The sequence below is a fragment of the Zobellia russellii genome, assembly GCF_044597075.1.
Lineage (GTDB): Bacteria > Bacteroidota > Bacteroidia > Flavobacteriales > Flavobacteriaceae > Zobellia > Zobellia russellii.
The window spans coordinates 120,165-138,524 of sequence record NZ_CP139000.1 but is presented as its reverse complement, the minus strand read 5'-3'; the positions used below and the strand labels follow the sequence as shown (position 1 = coordinate 138,524).

13 protein-coding genes are annotated in these 18,360 nt (G+C 38.1%); 6 read left to right on the top strand and 7 right to left on the bottom strand.

The features are described 5' to 3' along the window. Window positions 1–34 precede the first annotated feature (34 nt). The 5 genes from speB to SJY45_RS00510 all read left to right on the top strand — a co-directional run bounded on the left by speB (window position 35) and on the right by SJY45_RS00510 (window position 4,355). Window positions 35–811 carry an agmatinase gene (speB, locus tag SJY45_RS00530; RefSeq protein ID WP_400072893.1) on the top strand — a complete coding sequence of 259 codons (777 nt, stop codon included), beginning with the start codon at window positions 35–37 and terminating at the stop codon, window positions 809–811. Between the two features lie 219 nt (window positions 812–1,030). Next, window positions 1,031–1,783, top strand: a complete 753-nt coding sequence (locus SJY45_RS00525) for a YoaK family protein (protein WP_400072892.1) — start codon at window positions 1,031–1,033, stop codon at window positions 1,781–1,783. 126 nt (window positions 1,784–1,909) lie between these two features. Further along, complete coding sequence (locus tag SJY45_RS00520; protein WP_400072891.1) at window positions 1,910–2,440, top strand: DUF4269 domain-containing protein; 531 nt, start codon at window positions 1,910–1,912, stop codon at window positions 2,438–2,440. A gap of 418 nt (window positions 2,441–2,858) precedes the next feature. After that, window positions 2,859–4,040, top strand: a complete 1,182-nt coding sequence (locus tag SJY45_RS00515) for a putative Ig domain-containing protein (RefSeq protein WP_400072890.1) — start codon at window positions 2,859–2,861, stop codon at window positions 4,038–4,040. Window positions 4,041–4,136: 96 nt separating this feature from the next. Then, window positions 4,137–4,355 carry a hypothetical protein gene (locus SJY45_RS00510; RefSeq protein WP_303407317.1) on the top strand — a complete coding sequence of 73 codons (219 nt, stop codon included), beginning with the start codon at window positions 4,137–4,139 and terminating at the stop codon, window positions 4,353–4,355. A gap of 382 nt (window positions 4,356–4,737) precedes the next feature. Here SJY45_RS00510 and SJY45_RS00505 read toward each other — a convergent pair whose 3' ends face one another. Both SJY45_RS00505 and SJY45_RS00500 read right to left on the bottom strand, forming a co-directional pair. Next, window positions 4,738–6,000 (bottom strand): glycoside hydrolase family 117 protein, encoded by a 1,263-nt coding sequence (locus SJY45_RS00505; protein ID WP_400072889.1) that lies wholly within the window; start codon window positions 5,998–6,000, stop codon window positions 4,738–4,740. 36 nt (window positions 6,001–6,036) lie between these two features. Beyond that, window positions 6,037–7,857 (bottom strand): arylsulfatase, encoded by a 1,821-nt coding sequence (locus SJY45_RS00500; protein WP_400072888.1) that lies wholly within the window; start codon window positions 7,855–7,857, stop codon window positions 6,037–6,039. Between the two features lie 424 nt (window positions 7,858–8,281). On the opposite strand from SJY45_RS00500, the gene SJY45_RS00495 reads away from it, so the two are divergent. Next, on the top strand, window positions 8,282–9,670 hold the full coding sequence (locus SJY45_RS00495) for a DUF2225 domain-containing protein (protein WP_400072887.1): 1,389 nt from the start codon (window positions 8,282–8,284) through the stop codon (window positions 9,668–9,670). Here SJY45_RS00495 and SJY45_RS00490 read toward each other — a convergent pair. From SJY45_RS00490 to SJY45_RS00470, 5 genes are all read right to left on the bottom strand, one after another. Next, on the bottom strand, window positions 9,667–10,857 hold the full coding sequence (locus tag SJY45_RS00490) for a glycoside hydrolase family 5 protein (protein ID WP_400072886.1): 1,191 nt from the start codon (window positions 10,855–10,857) through the stop codon (window positions 9,667–9,669). The two genes, SJY45_RS00495 and SJY45_RS00490, sit on opposite strands and share 4 nt — an antisense overlap. A gap of 211 nt (window positions 10,858–11,068) precedes the next feature. Continuing rightward, complete coding sequence (locus SJY45_RS00485) at window positions 11,069–12,658, bottom strand: carbohydrate binding domain-containing protein (protein WP_400072885.1); 1,590 nt, start codon at window positions 12,656–12,658, stop codon at window positions 11,069–11,071. Window positions 12,659–12,667: 9 nt separating this feature from the next. Further along, on the bottom strand, window positions 12,668–13,693 hold the full coding sequence (locus tag SJY45_RS00480) for a DUF5627 domain-containing protein (RefSeq protein WP_400072884.1): 1,026 nt from the start codon (window positions 13,691–13,693) through the stop codon (window positions 12,668–12,670). Window positions 13,694–13,755: 62 nt separating this feature from the next. Continuing rightward, window positions 13,756–15,483, bottom strand: coding sequence for a RagB/SusD family nutrient uptake outer membrane protein (locus SJY45_RS00475; RefSeq protein WP_400072883.1), 1,728 nt, complete (start codon window positions 15,481–15,483; stop codon window positions 13,756–13,758). 19 nt (window positions 15,484–15,502) lie between these two features. After that, a complete protein-coding gene (locus tag SJY45_RS00470) occupies window positions 15,503–18,352 on the bottom strand; it encodes a SusC/RagA family TonB-linked outer membrane protein (RefSeq protein WP_400072882.1) in 2,850 nt (949 codons plus the stop codon). Window positions 18,353–18,360 lie beyond the last annotated feature (8 nt).

Genomic DNA, 18,360 nt, shown 5'->3' with positions numbered 1-18,360 from the left:
AATCAATTTTAATTGTTGTATTTAATAGCATAAAATGAGCAAAATAATCGTACAAGGAATACAATTCGATGAAAAATCTTCATATGAGAAAGGCCCTAAATTAGCTCCTCCTTTGATAAGGGAAGCGTTAAACTGTGGCTCTGCCAATATGTATGCCGAAAACTTGATTTCTATCGAAAATTCAAGAATTGAAGATAAAGGCAATTTTGAAATAACCGAATATTTTGATATTGAACGCATAACTGAAAAGCACATAGACTCCGGTGCCAAAACCCTTACTTTAGGGGGCGATCACTCCATAACCTTCCCCATAATTAAAGCCCACAGCAAAAAATATCCCAAACTAGACATCCTTCACATAGATGCACATTCAGATTTATACGATAATTACGAAGGCGATAAATATTCCCACGCATGCCCTTTTGCGAGGATTATGGAAAACGGCTTTGCCATAAAATTAGTTCAAGTTGGAATTAGAACATTGAACACACAACAAGCGGAACAAGCAGATAAATTTAATGTTGAAATTCATCAAATGAAGGATTTGGATTTAAACCGAATTCCAAAATTTGAGAACCCCTTGTATATTTCTTTGGATATGGACGGATTTGACCCGGCCTTTGCTCCAGGAGTCTCGCATCATGAACCCGGAGGATTAACCTCCAGAGAAGTAATTCATATAATTCAAAATATAAACACCGAAATTATTGGAGCCGATATTGTTGAATACAACCCAAATAGGGATTTTCAAAATATGACTGCTTTTCTAGCTGCCAAAATGATGAAAGAACTATTAGGAAAAATGCTTTAAAGCATGGATTTTTTATACCATATAACTCTAAAAAATAAACATTTGGTGAGCTCTAAATTGTAGCAAAGTCTTACTTAGACTTTATATTCAGAAAGCCTTCCACAGGAAATTTAAAAGCTCTGCAAATAGCCAAAACATAAATCAATGCGTATATGCTTTTAGGCAATTCCTATGTAATACCTTTATGGTAATTTTCGGGTTTAACCAAAGATATATAGAATGTTTAGACATCAAGGTAAAAGCAGGACTTTAAATCACAATCTGCGTATTGCCACCATTTTGTCATTCGTTGCAGGCATTGTAAATGTTACCGGTTTTTTAGCTTTTCATCAATTAACTACAAATGTAACCGGTCATTTTGCCCTCTTTATAAGCGATGTAGCCAACTTTGAGTTTTGGAAGGGAACAGTTTATTTCTTATATATTTTCTCCTTTCTTCTAGGTTCTTTTTTATCTAGTTTTCTAATTGAAAAGTTTAATGGTAATAAAAAACTTAATGTCTTTGTATTACCCACCGCTATAGAGTGTCTAATTCTTACCTTCATTTCTTTTTTGAGTACTGTAACGGCCCTAGAATATCCTAATTTTATTGTTTGCTCCTTACTTTTTGCAATGGGACTCCAGAATTCTTTTGTAACCAAAATTTCAAATGCCGTGGTAAGAACAACTCACCTTACAGGATTATTCACAGATTTAGGAATTGAGTTATCACAACTGTTTTTTCCCAAATCACATCCAAATAGAGAAAAAATTAAATCAACTATAAAACTGCGGAGTTATATCATTTGTTTCTTTTTTATTGGTGGAATCTCCGGAGGATTCTTCTATTCCCGATTAGACCTCAGATTGCACACGTTAATCATAGGAGCTGTAATTTTAGCTACAAGCTTATTTTATGATGATTTAAGATATAGGCTAATCAGGACCAAAAGGAAATATAGGCAAAGAAAAAATGCTCATAGACTTGTATAACCCCTTTGCCGCGGTAAACTTTAGTATCTAAACTTTGTCCGCTATAGTTGTACGAAAAACCCAAAAAATTGTTTTCGTATATATTCCTTTTCGGTTACAAATCGCCAAAAACATTGATATCCAAAAATGAATATTGATTTTAAGAATATTGAATATTTAAAATCCGGTACGGAAAGACAACAGCTTGCCCATGCCGAAATCATAAAATATAAGGTCTTTGGGAAACTGAAAAAATACAATCCAATTTTAACCGGTACCATTCCCATTGGTATTGATTTACCTGAAAGTGATTTGGATATAATTTGTGAGTGTAAAAACCATGCCGAGTTCACAATATTTATTACGGAGCAATTTTCCCAAGAAAAGGGTTTCAAGATCTATTCTACGGTTCAAAACGGTACCGAATCCACTATTGCAGAATTCAAAACAGAGCATTTTCTATTCGAAATTTTTGGGCAGAACAAAGCTACCGAAAAACAGAACGCTTACCGGCACATGCTTATAGAAAATAAAATTTTACTTGAAAAGGGAGCAGACTTTAGGCAAAAGATAATAGAATTAAAATCTAAAGGAATAAAGACCGAACCCGCTTTTGCTCAATTATTAGGCCTAAAAGGCAACCCCTATCTTGAATTATTTAAACTTAAAGAAAAGTAACAGGGCCAGCAGTTATAACTAATGCGGAAGTAAAATTAGAAAATGCGAACGATAACTTCAAATAGGCCTTAGCACTGTTTTTTCAAACGGGGATAACATCATCATCTGTTCTATCATAAACAGTACTAAAGGCCTTCCTAAAAATCCGATCCATCACGTATCGTCCGCATATTAAAGAACTTAAACCTTAATTCTACTAGTGAATTCTTTGATTTGCTTACTTCAAAATTACAATATACATGTAGTTATTATCCTACAATTTAGACGAATGCCGTTTATCCGTACTCCAATCTTACATATCTGTAGATGAACCGTTTTATCTTCTAAATTTATTTTAGGTTTGTAGAAAAAGGACAGCTCATATTTATTGAATTCGTTTACTCATAACTTCATCAATTCCTAAACAACATAAAACCTAATGATTAAGACCATACTACCATTTTTTTTCATTATTGCGTTAATGAGCTGTAAATCCTCTACTGAACTAACTAGTTATTTTGGACAAAAATACCCTGGAGCCATTCCTGAAATATTTGCTCCGGACGTTATTTCTGTTAAAAACAGATTTGAGCATGGCATTTCATTTACGCCTAATACCAATGAATTGGCTTTTGGGATTTTGGATAAAACTGGTGTTAGGGGAGAAATCTATTATTCAAAAAAAGATAATAACACATGGTCCGATCCGCAGACTTTTAAGCCACTAGAAAATAGGAGCGTATTTCTACCCTATTTTACGCCAGACGGACAAGCGTTGCTCTACGCTCAAAGCATACCTGATACCAACAACTTATACATTACGAACATTGGGAGAGTTAAAAAAGTGGATAATCATTGGGGACTCCCTGAAAAACTAGAAACCCCAATAAACTCAACAAGCAGGGAAGCTAGTGCCAGTATGACTATGGATGGAACCCTTTATTTCTCATCAAATAGAAACTGCCAAGGAAAGGAAAACTGTTTTACGGCAGATTTGTTCTTTTCAAAAGTCTTGGACAAAAAGTATCAATCCGTAAGTGAAATAGCCGACCTAAATTCTGCCAATGATGAAGAAAGTGTATTTATCTCCCCTAATGAAACGTACCTTATTTTTTGCAGATATACTAATGGCGAAACTTTTGTAGATTTATATATTAGCTACCGTAACCACAATGGAAATTGGACATCTCCACAAATCCTTGACCCCACTATAAATTCCAAAGATTGGGACCGGAGACCTTTTGTAAGTGCAGATAACAAGTATCTATTCTTTACGCGTTTACAAATTTCCTCAAACGGTTTAGCCGAATCTGACATTTATTGGTCATACACTTCAAAGGTCTTCCATCCTTTCGTTTACCATCCGCTTGACGCCATTACCATACGAAAAGGAGAAAATTTTGAACTACAGCTTCCCCCGGATTATTTTAAAGACATAGATGATACGCAACTGGTTTTGAACACCACGAAGAGTAAATTGAATTGGCTAAATTTTGATAATGAAACCATGACATTATCCGGACGCCCTACCCTAGACGGAGAATTTGAACTGATTTTTACGGCAACCGATAAAGCTTTAAACTCTACTGAAGACAGATTAAAAATAACTGTTACCCAATAATCTTGCTATTAGAAAAAGTTGTACTACCACAGTTAAGTATTTTTTTGTATCTTAAGTTAATAAACACCTGACTACCAGTCATTAATCAATAAAAAAATGGCAACGAACTGGATTTTTGCATTAGCAGTACTTTTTCTGACCACTTTTCTTTTTTGGAAGCTTCTGAGCGCACATTTCAAAAAAGAATATGGAGAAAGACTTTGGAAACAATGGGGAACAAGGCTCTATTTTTGGCAAGGTGCCATTTACACTAGTACAGGAGTTACCCTTCTTGTACTTTGTGTTTTAAAATGGGCCAATGTTCTAACTTTTTAAAGGAGTAAATTCCCAATTTGGATATGGGAAAAGAAAATATAAAATGCGAACGATAGTTTCAACTCGGTCAATTGCTGTTTTTTCAAAAAGGGGGAACATTTAATATCATTCTATCATAAACAATAAAACTGACCTTTCTCAAACTTCATATCAGACATATATCGTCCGCATTTTAAAGAACTAAAAACCAATAGTGATTAAGCATTTTTTAATTTGCTTACTCCAAAATTACGTCTTCGCTGCTGTTAAAAACCCTCATTTTCGGTCAACTCCGTTTATCTACACATTAATCCCTAAATACCTATAGACGAATGGTTTTTTCGCATAAAAAAAGAGCACTTTTTAAGATGCCCTTTAAAATATATTGTGGAAAACGTTGTAATTAATCCAAACGCTCAGATTGTATACGCTCCATTTGTTTTTTACTTAATCCTTGGCGATAATATACATCCGGTTCATGGTTTACCCTATGGTTTTTCATACCGGGATCATCCAGATCTAAACTCAAATCACAGTCAAACCGGACAAGTTTGGAATGAAACTGGTCCTTGCCACCCAAACTGATAAAATGGGCAAGTCCCCACGTAACTCCACGTCCGTCCGTTGTATTCGTGAAAGCATCGGGCACATAAGGCGCTGCAGCATAAGGCATTAATTCTGTAATGGAAGCTATTTCAAAATTTACCCAATCCTCTGCATATTGAATGGTGTTATGCTCCGGCCCATCTTTATACACTAAGGCCGCTACCCCTTTTCTAAATGGAAACAACGATGTTTCATGTCCAGATGTAATTACCGGGTTTAAAGGGTGCTTTGTAAAAGGACCCAGTGGATCATTGGCTATGGCCAGCCCTTGCATACGTACTTTGTCAGGATCACCAAAATCCGATTTATAATAAATATAGATTTTGCCATCGTGTACCAAAGGGTACGGATCATGAATTGAATATTGGTCCCACTCCCCTTTTTTTCCATTGGGAATAACTATTTTGTTGTACGCTGTCCAAGGGCCATCCGGAGAATCTGCATAGGAAACGGCCACCGGGCAATCATCCCCCCTTTTACCGCTAGCCTCCATAAATCCTTGATAGTATAGGTAGTATTTTCCCTTCCACTCCAAAATATCCGTAGTTGTAACGGAACGCCACCCTACCAAAGGTTTTTCCGGTCTTTCAATAGCAACTCCTTGTTCCTCCCAAGTAATGCCATCCTTGGAAGTAGCGTACCAAATCTCCGCAAGATCCCAATCCGATGATGGAATTGTGTCATTGCTCATATCGGCCCCACGCGGTGGTGTAGAAGTGTTTCTATAAGTGTACCAAACATAATACTTACCATCATGCAAGAGTATTTTTGAGGGGTCTCTTCGTGTAATGGTTCCGTCGTGCCCATTGTAGTCAAACCCCTTAAGTTCAGTATACTTAAATTGACTAAAAAGTTCATTCTTATGGGGTTCGGGAGACTCATAATTCGTGTAAATACGTTCCATGGCAGCACTCATTTGCCTATTGGGCTTCTCCTCTGGCAACTTAAACGGGAAACCTTCTGTTTTCTCTTTTACTTCTTCCACCACCTCTTTATGGGGCTGTTCCTTACATGCGCTCAAAACTAAAAATAGCGACAGGATTGTAATTATGTTTTTCATTGTTCGGTTTGTTTTAAGGTTTAAAAAAATCTTTTATTATTCACCCAAATATTCAATGTAAGTGTAGTATACTCCAAAGGTTTTCCCGTTTTCAATAAAATCGTTCACCAACATTGTCTTCCCTTTCTGAAGGTTTAATATAAAATCTGCACTCTGCATGTCACCTTCAATAGTTTGCTCTCTAATTTGATTGGCAATTTGGATGCGCACCTTCTCCGGATGCATGGCTTTATAGACATATTGGTCCTTGGGATTTTCCTCTGGAATGCCTAAAATTGGTCCCGGACATTCTTTGGGCCAACGCATACATGATATTTTGTACCTACCTGCTCTTTCTACTTTTATGGGGTGTGTATTGTTATTATTTTTCATTCCTGATGCTACCTGCTCCGGTTTCCAAATACCTCCGTCCTCTCCTATGGCGTGCTGTATGGTTAGTTTTATCTCCTTTTGGCTTTCGTTTCCAACAATACTCACCGGAAATTCCTGATATTCATACCCCGCTTTTGCTTTATCTAAAAAGGATTCGTTACGCGACAGGAGACCATCAACTACTTCTCTGTTTTCTAATGCCACATTCTTATCTTGATGTTTATCCGCCTCAATATTGTAGAGTTCCTTTCCGTTTACCAATCTCCATTTTTCATTAAGAATTGCTGTTTCTTCTTTGTCATGTGGAGTGCGCCAATCTTGACGATTATGAACAAAGACCGTTCTACTGCCATCTAGTTTTCCGGTTTTTAGGAGCAAGGGCGAAAAATCGATGCCGTCTAACTTCATACTCTCTGGAATTTGAAGATTACAAAGTCCGGCCAAAGTTGGAATCAAATCTACATGAGCAGTTAATTCATTGAGGTCCTTCCCTCCTTTAACCTTACCATCTTTCCATCTAATAAAGAAAGGAACACGATGACCACCTTCTGTGCGATGTCCCTTTTTTCCTCTAAACCCCTTATTGAAACCTAATTTTCCATCGTTACTTAATCCACCTCCGGAACCGTTATCGGTCATATAGATGAGTATGGTATTGTCAGCCAACTTTTTCTCCTTTAAATAAGCTTCTAGCTTCCCAAAATTTTCATCTATATTAGTAATCATACCATAAAATTCAGCCCCAACAATTTTATCTCCCACCAAATGCCGATAAGGAGCCGCATACTTTTCCGCGACTATAAAAGGACTATGGGGAGCGTTCGTAGGTAGATACAGAAAAAATGGAGCATCTTTATTCTCATCCATAAAGCGCATAGCTTCTTGGAACCATACATCCGTACAATACCCTGAAAACTGCTTGGGCTCATTATTCAGGTAATACACGTCATCATTATAACTATTGCCCCAATAATCGGATAGTTCTCCCACTCCACCAGCTTTATGATGCACGGCTACATCAAAACCGCTGTCCGTGGGTCTTGACGGATAATTATCTCCTAAATGCCACTTACCGAACATGGCCGTTCTATACCCATTGTTCTTAAATACATCGGCCATGGTAATCGCGTTTTCGGCTAAAGCGTCCCTTCCTTTATAAGTTGCCCAGGTACCGTTATTTACCGGATATCTTCCTGTCATTAACGCTGCACGTGTTGGCGTGCACATAGGGCTAACATGAAAGTCCGTCATACGCACCGCCTGCTTATAAAACATATCTATGTTAGGCGTCTTTATCCAAGGGTTTCCATGACAGCCTAAATCTCCAATTCCTTGGTCATCTGTCATTATTAAAATTACATTGGGCGGTTTCTTTTCTTGCGCGAATAGGTTGGTGCCCCATACCGTTAACAAGCAAATTAGAAGTAATTGCTTATACCTATTTCCAGACAACTGTAGCGTAATCATATTTAAGTGAAATTTCATTTCCTGTAACATTCTAATGAATTGAATAATCAAACCTCTCAAAACTAACCATAGAAAAGCATAATTGACCAAAAATGTACTTTACAAATATTATACAAGACTAGATTTAAATGCTATTATTGCCATTATCACCCTAATATTTAATATCTTGATTTAACCAAACGAAAAAAATCACAATACACTGTATTACAAACAACTACATATATTATTATTTCTAATTCTTGCTATTGCAACGGGAAATTGCCAAGTTGAAAGCCCAAAAAATAGTATACAAGACAGTGCTTTATACTATACAGATAGATTTGGGAAAGCGTTGGCCAACTCTAATCTATTTCCTACTGAATCCTATGAGGTTCTAGCAAATTCCAAAGCCTATTTTGAAAGGAAAAAGGATACATCCAACTTGGTAAAATGTTTGTTGGCCATGGCGGACATTCAAAAGAAAAAAGGAAAATTCAGTACATCTTTTGACCACTTGTGGCAGGCTAAATATTTAAGTGATCAAGTTTCAAGCAAAGCCCAGAAAGTTCAAACCCGTATTAATTTAGCCAGATTGTACGATGAGTTCAACATGGACGAGCAATCCGTTTTATATTTAAAGGAAGCCGTAACAATTGCCAAGAAAATCTATGTTCAAGATTCCACAAAAATAGACGATCTTATTTCTAGTTATATGTATTTGGCCGTACGACAACGAAAGATGGGCAACTATCAAAAAGCGCTTCAGTACTTGGATTCTTGTTTTGTTACTCCTTCTATTACCCTGGAAAAAAGTATAGAAATGCCCTTTTGGGATGCTGAAAAGGGGAAAATTATGCAAGAACTGCATCAGTTTAAAAAAGCAAATACATTTTTGCATATTTCCCGAAACCATACGCTTGGAAAAAAACTAAATTATAGACCCAATATCTCTATGTATTTGGGCGATTTAAAAAAGGACCTTGGCCAAAAGGACAGCGCTCTTTTCTTTTACAATGAAAGTCTGGCCCTAAGTCAAAACCAAGGTTTTAGAAATGATTTAGAAGCCGAAGTGTTACGAAAGATATCCGAAGTTTATTCTACAAACGGTGATACGCAACTTGCCTACGACTATCTTGTGAAATCTACAAAAAAAGCAGATCAGGTACTACAGGCCAAGAACCAAACCAACAGTGAGCTTTTTCAAATAAAGGACACATATTTAAAATCCATTTCGGAAAAAAACGAACAGTTAGAGCAAAAAACACGGACTATTGAAGAGAACAACACTATTCAATTCCGGTTAAAAATTATACTCTTTCTATTGGTTCTTTTAGGTCTTGTTCTGGCTATTGTATTTCAAATGCGCTTAAAACTTAAAAAGACCCTTTTACACAAAAAAGAGGCGGAACTTCAAACAAAACTCATAAAGGAAAGAAGCCATAACGAAATAGAACTTAAAAGTAGGGAGTTAACATCATATGCACTGCAATTGATCGATAAGGATAGTGCAATTGACGAACTTTTAGAGCTACTAAAAACGGAATCTTCACCTAAATACAAATCACTTTTCAATAAATATAAAAAGGGTTCCAAAGACCTTTGGAACGAATTTAATCTGCAATTTACCCAAGTTAACTCGGCCTTTTATGACAAGCTTAAAACGTTACATCCCAAATTAAGTTCTACCGAGCAGAAACACTGTGCCCTGATCAAACTAAATTTAAGCACCAAAGAAATGGCCAGAATCCTGAACATAGAACCACATAGCGTTCACGTTTCACGTTCTAGAATCCGTAAAAAGATGGGGTTGGAACGGTCAGATAATTTGGAGAGTTATATTGCGGGTATTTAGTTCTTTCCATTAGCCTTGGCACTGCCATCAATAACTGCCTTTACAATCGCATCCGCAATTTCCGGGTAGGTCCACTCCAACGTATTTCTATTGAAAATGGCAAACTCGTCAAGATTTCCATTATCCCACCAAACAGGACAAATACCTCGCTCAATGCATGCTTTCGCATAAAACTCCGCGTGGGCCAAACGGTCTTGTGGATTATTACTAAATGTAGAACCCCACTCCCCCATTACAACGGCTCTACCTTTCTTTCCAAAAGTATCCTGAACCGTATTCAATTCCTGGGCTAACTCGTTTTTATCAGTCTCTGTACCCCATGTAGGGTCGGTTCCCTCTAGACAGAACAAATACGGAAAATAACTGTGAACGGAAACAATTACATTTTCATCTTCATTGGGAACTTTATAGTCACTAAGAGCATTGGGGGTTGTACTGGCGGCATAGGTAGAGACCATGATTTTTCTGGTGGCGTTGTTGCCTCCGGTAGCCCGGATCGCATCTACACTTACCTGGTGATATTGGTTTACGGCATCACGCCCCTCTGCAGTACCTCCATTCCATTCCTCGGGGCTCTCCTCTAGACGGGGTTCATTCAACGTTTCAAAAATCACATAATCTCCGTAGGCTTTAAATCTATTGGCTATCTGGGTCCATACCTTGGTGAGCTGGTCTTTAACCGCTGGTACCTTTTCATAAGTGGGTATAATCCATGCTTCATCGTGATGAATATTTAAGATAACGTACATGCCATTATCCAATGCATAATTTGCAATTTTCTCCACTTTATCCATCCACTCCTCTTCTATAATATAGTCTGGAGCAGGCCCCATATGAAACCTCCACGTGACAGGCAATCGTAAGGTTTTAAAGCCTTTTTTGGCAATCTCATCAATCATTGCCTTTGTGGTGATAGGATTTCCCCAAGCCGTTTCATCCTCATTTTCGGTATCCATAGCGTTACCAAGATTCCATCCGGCACCCATATCCGTAACAAATTCCTGCGCGGTTATTTCACGCATATCACCATCATCCTCTGTCTCATCTGGTATTTCCGTTTCAACAGTATCGGTCGTATTATCCATATCTTTGCTATTATCATTTTCATCCTTATTATTTTGGGCACATCCAAAAAAACTACCCAAAGTAATGCTGAGAACCATGCATACTAGTACTGTATTTTTCATCTGATTTTAATTTTAAAGTGAATTGCACTTGGTTTTAACAAACCTAAAACCGTTTGACCTTCTGTAAACAGAATACTTAAATAAGGTACGAAACGAAAGGACAAAGCCGGTTGATTATGAAAATAAACCGGCCCTACCTCTGCAATCATTGACTAACTAAACAACTCAACTCTGTCAAAAAATTACCTTAACTAACTACTAAACTAATAAACTACAACTTTTCCAATTTTACATATTGCACCATAACACCATTGGTCTGGTTTCCGATGTCCAATAAAACACGACCTCCATTTGTGGTCTCTTGTCCCATTACAAATTCTTTCTCATAGGTTTGGTATTCCGTATCACCGGCCAACCAAACGCCGCCTCCACCATCATACGCTTGCCAGCCATCTCTACCGGTGCCATCCCCAACAGAAAGTGAAAACCAGAAATCTCCTTGTCCTGGATATGCTTTTACAATAACCGTAAGCTTATACTTAGCTCCTTTCTCAAGAATTATTGAAGGTTTGAACAATTGTACATCCCAAGGATTAGCACCTACAACAATATCAGTTACAACAAGCAGATTATCTTCTGCAAAGAAGTTAACAGAACCGCCCCCATTTTGATTGGCCGCCCAACCATCTTCACCTGCTGAAAAATCAGATTCGTAAATGGTCTCCGACCCTAAGGATATAGAAACGGTATCCAGTAAATCCGGATAGGAAACTACAATTTCACTGGTGCCTTCAGTATAAACTTCTCCTTGTGCGGGAGTGGACACAATGCCATAGATATCAAAATCTTCGCTTGCTACAATAAGGTCCTCCTTACCATTAATGGATAATCTAAGAGTCAATCCTTTAAGGTCTATTGTCTCCCCATCTGCATAAAGTGTTTTTTCCGGTTTTGTTTCCATAACCATACCTGTAATATCCAGCATATTTACCGTAATAGGAACGGCAACGGAAACTCCGGAAGAATGTGCAATTTGAACTTCGGTATCCGTAGCTTTCAATTTAGTTTCGTTTGCCGGAGTTGCCATGAGTTCAAAAGCTTCAAACTCTTCAAAAGGAACCACTACCTCTAGACCACCGGTCATTTCATAAGTTATAACAGCGCCCTCTAGATTCAACCGCTCCCCTATCTCATATTCACTTTTAATAGGCGGTGTAGTAACCGTACCGCTTAAAGGAGCAAATGGCAGTACCTGAATTTCCTGTGCAACCTTAGCGTTCGTAGAAGCATAAGTAACGGTAATTTCTGCATTGTCTACGGATAAGACATCCCCATTCATTGGAGCTACTAGTATCTCCGTATCAAAATCGGCAAAAGCGACATCCGATTTGGTGCCGTCCTCCTTAACTAGTGTAACCACCATGGCGCTCAAGTCCAATTTTTGGCCATTCACATAGTTCTCGGTAGCCTTGTTCTTTACTTCTAAAGCCACCACATTATTGGTTACACTAATAGCCTGAATCAACCCCGTTCCAGATTCCCCAACGGAAATGGTTATTTGTTGGTGAGAAAAATCCAGTACCGTACCATTGGCGGGGTCCGTACTAATGTTTTCCGAACCAAAAGAAGCAAACGGAACATCTACAACACTCCCGTCTTTATCCATAGAAATAACAATACCGGAAAGGTCCAACGCCTCTCCAAGTACATATGCCACTTTGGGCAAGGTTTTCATACGTACCGTGGACCCATCGGCCACCTCAGCATCGTCATCACTATTACAGGAAGAAAATATGAAAACCGTTAATGCCATTAACAGTAATACTATTCTGTTCTGTGCAAAATTTAGAATATATTTCATTTTCCGATCTTATTTTAATTCAATTTCAAACTCTTCAAAAACAGCGGTCCTATCCCGTATGACCAAGGTATCCTTAACGGCATGAGTTTCTGAATTATCCGCATCTGTATAGGTGTAATCCAAATAAATAACATCTCGTGGTTTTCCTCCCCATGTATCTCCTCCTTCTACAAATGTTCCTGTACCACTAACATTATAAGGGTCATCTTTATAGCTTGAAATGGTGCAATTATCTTCTGTAAAAGTTAGTTCCATAGCTACGTTTCCGGGACTTGAGTTTTCTCCTCGTCCAATAATATTTTCTAGGTGTACTTTGTTAAAACCGCTAGTAGCCACAAAGGTTATTTCATCATCTACAGTAAACTCTGCATTGTATTCCCTACCTAGAGTGGGTGTTCCCGAAGTAATCATATCAGTTCCTCTTCGGAGATAATTTCCATGAAACCTATTCATGTATTTGATACCAAAAAGCGTGTAGTCTTTAGGAAGAATGTCCCAGTGATTGGCATTCACCCTATCTAAATCGGTTATACCTTCAAAGCTCACACCTGAATGAATACTATCTATATTTTCGGCCTGTGTTAGCCTAAGGGGAATTACGTAATTGGTAGTATTGGTTGCTCCAAAAGATAAGGTGTCGTTAAAAAAATCATCGTACAACTGTACCTGTATTCGCGCCTTGGTATCTCCAGAAGATATGGTTACGGGACTAATGTTCTCAAAAGTATAATAGCTTGCCGGAAGTGGTTTTACATTTGCAACATTGGCCAATAGACTATTATCTACCTCAAAGTGAATTTTTCTTTCTTCATCGTTAGAATAAACCCCGGTCATTAAAGCCGTAATTTCAAAACGATGGGCATTATCCTCCACATTTATTCCTTGGTCATAATTACCCAGAATTAGGGTTCTTGCCGGTGTTTGGTATGGAAAATAGACGGTTTGCGTATCAAAATCATCAAATTCAGGTTCTGTATTGCTACACGATCCCAAGAATAAGATTGAAAGTATACCAATGAAATATCTTGTGTTCATAAAATGAAAAAATTAAATTAACATTTTGGCCGAAGCTTAAATTTATATCCTTTTTGAATGCCTTACCATCCTTGGTTTTGCTCAATTAAATTAAATCGTACAACTTCATTTTGCGGGATAGGCGCATAATTGGCATTAGCATTATAGAGCCTTGGTTCTACCGTAAAGCTTTCGTATGCGCCCCCATCAAACTGTAACCCTTTAGCATCCGGGGTTTGGTCAAAAAGGTTCCACCTTCTTAAATCGTACAAACGATGGCCTTCAAAGCAAAGTTCTAAACGGCGTTCGTTACGAATCAGGTTTCTCATATCTTCTTGAGAACTTATACTACCTAAATACGCATCTGAATTATCCAGTCCAATACCAGCTCTCTGTCTTATGGCCCCGATGATATTTCTAGCGGACATGCCACCTACCATTTGATCCGGCCCTCCTAATTCATTGGCTGCCTCAGCAAGCATAAGGAACAAATCTGTATACCGTACAAAAACATTTATCTTCTCCGAGCTAGAGATTGATCCATCTGCACTTATTACTACTCTTTGATCTAATAATTTTTTTAGATAATACCCCGATCGTGTTGACCGTTGCGAAATTTGGTCAATACCATCAACACCTCCATCATTAGTAATACTTACCGCCCTCCCATTTAAATCATTACCGTTATAAAGTATGTACCGCTGTAATCTCATATCCCTATTTTCAAAAGGATTGGCTGGATTATAGTCTGGGTGGGATTCCGAGAATGGAAAACCATCTAACATAGGAAAAGCTTCCACCAAGTTTTGAGACGGGTTAAGTTGACCTTGCCCGTTTAAGGAAGGTGGAAAATGCTGACTTTCTACCCAGGTCATAGAGGTAAAAGCGTTACTTCTCCATAGTACTTCAGGAAAATTTCGTGTTCCTATGGGAAATTCATAAAAATTATAATACCCTTCAGGGTCAAGTCCACCAAGACCTCCAATATCATTTAAAAGTTCAGCAAGAAGATTAGCCGCTTCTTGGTAATACCCTCCTTGGCCGTTCATAAAAGCAGGACTTGCCGCCAATAAGTACAACTTAGCTTTATACGCCTTTACGATTCTTCCGTTTATTCTGTTGTCCTGATCTTTGCCGAAAACAAATTGATACTTATCATCATCAGAATCATTATACCTAGAAGGTCTTTTGGCCAAATCACCATCATAATCCATTGGTAAGTATTCCAGTGCCTCATCAAAATCTGCCACAATTCTGGCTACCGTTTCTTCAAATCCTAACCTAGGTGTGTTGAAATCGGCATCAAATTCATAGAACTCGTTAATGTAAGGTATGCCCAATAATTGCCCTGAAGCACCACGCCCCCCATGCTCCTGAAGAATCCAAAAATGTCTAAGTGCCCTAAGTGCAACGGCTTCACCATACAAACGCTCTTTAAACAATTCATTGGTTTCCTCGTCTCGCTTCCACTGCACCTCTTCTATTAAAGTGATAAATTTATTGGCATATAATACTTGCTCATACATACCCCACTTACTTGTATAGGCGTTTTGAGCATTCCATTCTCCCGTGGCCATTCTGCGGTAGCCGCTCAAAAAATTATTTACGGCATCATCTGTTGCAGCATCATTAAAATAGAGTTGATTAACCAAGCCCTCATATGCGTTTAGCAAAACGCCCTCGGCAAAGGCCGGATCAAAATTTAGACGATCTTCCCCCAATAGATTTTCATCTACGGGTTCTACCAAGCTACACGCCATTATGGATAAAAATAACGTGAAAAGGGTTATATTTTTAAGTATGTTCTTCATTTCAATTTTATTTTTCACATTAAAACTTCATTCTTGCCCCAAAAGAGAAATACCGGAACATTGGATTAAAACCTAACTGTAATTCCCTGATATCCTTGTTTTTTGAAAATTCCGCCAAATTAGACACCGAAGTAAACAAGTTAATATCCTTCATTTTTAATTTGTCTACCAATTGATCAGGCAAATCAAACGTTAGCTGTACCCGTTGTATCCTAAAGTTATCATTACTGTACAACCAATAGGTAGAGGGTTTATCAAAATTATTGGTGTTCCCAATAGAGGAAAGCCTTGGAAACGTAGCTGTATCCGCAGTAGCTTCCGTCCATCTGCCCTCAACAACTTCTGAGTACTTGGCGTCTCCTTGAGGTCTGTAATAATCTCCGGACAAGAGTCCGTCCCTACCCACTTCTGCAGTAAAGAGAGCGAATAAAGTAAAGGCTTTGTAAGACCATGTAAAGTCAGACCCAAAACTCCAAGGTGCTCCGTACAATCCAATTTGGACCATATCTTGATCATTTATAACATCATCTCCATTTTGGTTCTTATATTTAATATCACCCGGTTTAACTGTACCATATTGTGTTGGCAAGTCACCTTTAAGGGTTCCATCCTCATTAAAATCATCCACACCAAATAGTCCTAAAGACTCAAGGCCCCAGATAGCATCTACGGGAGTGCCTTTTCTATTTTGATATTCGTCTTCGTAAATCTCGTCTACTTTTGTTCTTTTTGACTTCGTATACAGTACCCTGGCCCCAATATCCAAAGTTGAGTTCTCTGTTTTTGTATGGTAATTGACACCTACCTCAAAACCTGAATATTGATTCTCGTTAAAATTGCTATACGGTCTAAACGAATTGTAATAATCAGGATATAAAGTAGAAGCCCTAATAACTTTTTCTCCCATTACGGATTGAAAAACATTGGCCTCTAACCAAACCTTTTTGAACATTAATGCTTCAAAACCTAATGTGTAATCCGTTCTTTTCTCAAAATCCAAACCTAAGTTCTGACCACGTAGAATTTTTGTAGATGCATTGTAATAGCCCGCTCCATTGGTATCTCCCCAATTATAACCCCCACCATCTTGCTGGTAAATAGCGTCGTAAAGAAAATAGTCCTGAATACCCAAATCTGTATATACCACACCAATGGATGATCTTAATTTCAAATAATCTAACCATGATGATTCTATTAAGGAAGACTCCTCAGTCAATACATATGCCAAGCCTAGCGAAGGTGCAAATTTACCTCTATTGCCCTCTGCCAACTTTACAGAGTTTACGTAGGCCCCACTGAAATTAGCGTATATCTTCTTCTTATAATTGTAATTAAGGCTAAGCGCTACATGACTGTTTTTAGCGGACTGTTTTTCATCTTTTACATAGGTATTGTTGGCAAAGCCGATTAATGATGCATCTATAAAATGGTCATCCTTAATTTGTTTTTCATAGTTCAACAGACCATAAAAACCATACCTGATGGCAAAAACGTTTGTGTTTACACTTTCAACCTGATCTTTAAGGTCGTTATCCCTTACGTTGACCAAATCGATAATTTTGTTCTGATCGTTCCAAGTAGGTTGATACACCGCATACTCATTCTGAACACTTAAATTGTAAATGTTGTAAAAATCAAAACTCACATAACTTTTTGCAGACAACCCTTTTGTAATTGCGCTAAGGTCAAAATCTATAGCATTGTTCACCTGACTCATACGGGTCATGTTCGTTTGGTAACCGCCTGCATAAATACTTGCAATGGCACCACCATTGAACACTTGGTTCCCCCCTAAAAGAAAACCATCATACTGGTTAGCCGCGTCAACAACACCGCGTAAATCAGGATTTGCAGAAAAATCAATCTCGCTTATGGGCAGTAATGGAGAATATAAGTTAGGTCGAATAAAACCGCCCGATGCGTAAATATTACTAAGCGATGTTTTATTTTTATCGATTATAGCCACAACATCTAAGCTGCTTTTAATCCAATCATTTACTTTAAAATCTATATTACCGCGTACATTGAACCGTTTTGCTCCTTTATCATTTTCAGGGTTTACCGATTGAAAACTACCATCCGATTTAAACCCGAGATTAATATAGAACTTGGTATTTTCCGATCCCCCGGAAAAATCAGCCGTAACATTGGAATACGGCGTTAATGGATTAAAGTTTCCATCGTCATAAAAATCTACATTTGGGTATCTGTAGGGGTTGACACCGCTTCTGTGGTTTTCTATTTGTTCTGCAGAATATAGTTCGCCCAGACCGTCATTGGCGCGAGCCTCATTAAAATATTCCATATAATCTGCCGAGTTCAAATAATTGGGCATGCTAATAGGTAATCTTACCCCAGTACTGGCACTTATATTAAACTGCTTTTGGGTGGAACCCCTTTTTGTAGTTACTACTATAACACCGTTTCTGGCCATAGAGCCATAGAGGGCAGATACATTTGCATCTTTTAATATGGTGATTTCCTCTATTTCCTCCATATTTAACAAGTCTATATTACGCCCCGGGATACCATCAACTACTATCAAGGCCTCTCCTAACCCACGCACACTGCTACCTCCCGATAAACCGGTAAGTCTTCCCCCAAGGGCATCGCGTACCCATTGTGTAGTATCAAATTTTAAAAAGTCTCCTGGTTTTACGGTAGACGAAGACCCTACAATATCTTTTTTCTCCGTGGTGTGGAAACCCAAGTTTATATCTTCGTTTAAATAAGACTCCAGCCCATTAGGTGCGTTCTCTAAAATAACCGTACTGGTGGAATCTATAGTTTGTGCCGTTACCGACATGCAGCAGAGCATACAGAAGGACCCACCAAGCAGAAGTTTTGTAAGTATATTTAATTGTATCATAAAATATG

Bases quoted from the DNA above. Each gene is read 5' to 3' on its own strand.
- speB (WP_400072893.1), top strand. From the start codon at position 35: ATGAGCAAAATAATCGTACAAGGAATACAATTCGATGAAAAATCTTCA.
- SJY45_RS00525 (WP_400072892.1), top strand. From the start codon at position 1,031: ATGTTTAGACATCAAGGTAAAAGCAGGACTTTAAATCACAATCTGCGT.
- SJY45_RS00520 (WP_400072891.1), top strand. From the start codon at position 1,910: ATGAATATTGATTTTAAGAATATTGAATATTTAAAATCCGGTACGGAA.
- SJY45_RS00515 (WP_400072890.1), top strand. From the start codon at position 2,859: ATGATTAAGACCATACTACCATTTTTTTTCATTATTGCGTTAATGAGC.
- SJY45_RS00510 (WP_303407317.1), top strand. From the start codon at position 4,137: ATGGCAACGAACTGGATTTTTGCATTAGCAGTACTTTTTCTGACCACT.
- SJY45_RS00505 (WP_400072889.1), bottom strand. From the start codon at position 6,000: ATGAAAAACATAATTACAATCCTGTCGCTATTTTTAGTTTTGAGCGCA.
- SJY45_RS00500 (WP_400072888.1), bottom strand. From the start codon at position 7,857: ATGAAATTTCACTTAAATATGATTACGCTACAGTTGTCTGGAAATAGG.
- SJY45_RS00495 (WP_400072887.1), top strand. From the start codon at position 8,282: ATGGCGGACATTCAAAAGAAAAAAGGAAAATTCAGTACATCTTTTGAC.
- SJY45_RS00490 (WP_400072886.1), bottom strand. From the start codon at position 10,857: ATGAAAAATACAGTACTAGTATGCATGGTTCTCAGCATTACTTTGGGT.
- SJY45_RS00485 (WP_400072885.1), bottom strand. From the start codon at position 12,658: ATGAAATATATTCTAAATTTTGCACAGAACAGAATAGTATTACTGTTA.
- SJY45_RS00480 (WP_400072884.1), bottom strand. From the start codon at position 13,693: ATGAACACAAGATATTTCATTGGTATACTTTCAATCTTATTCTTGGGA.
- SJY45_RS00475 (WP_400072883.1), bottom strand. From the start codon at position 15,483: ATGAAGAACATACTTAAAAATATAACCCTTTTCACGTTATTTTTATCC.
- SJY45_RS00470 (WP_400072882.1), bottom strand. From the start codon at position 18,352: ATGATACAATTAAATATACTTACAAAACTTCTGCTTGGTGGGTCCTTC.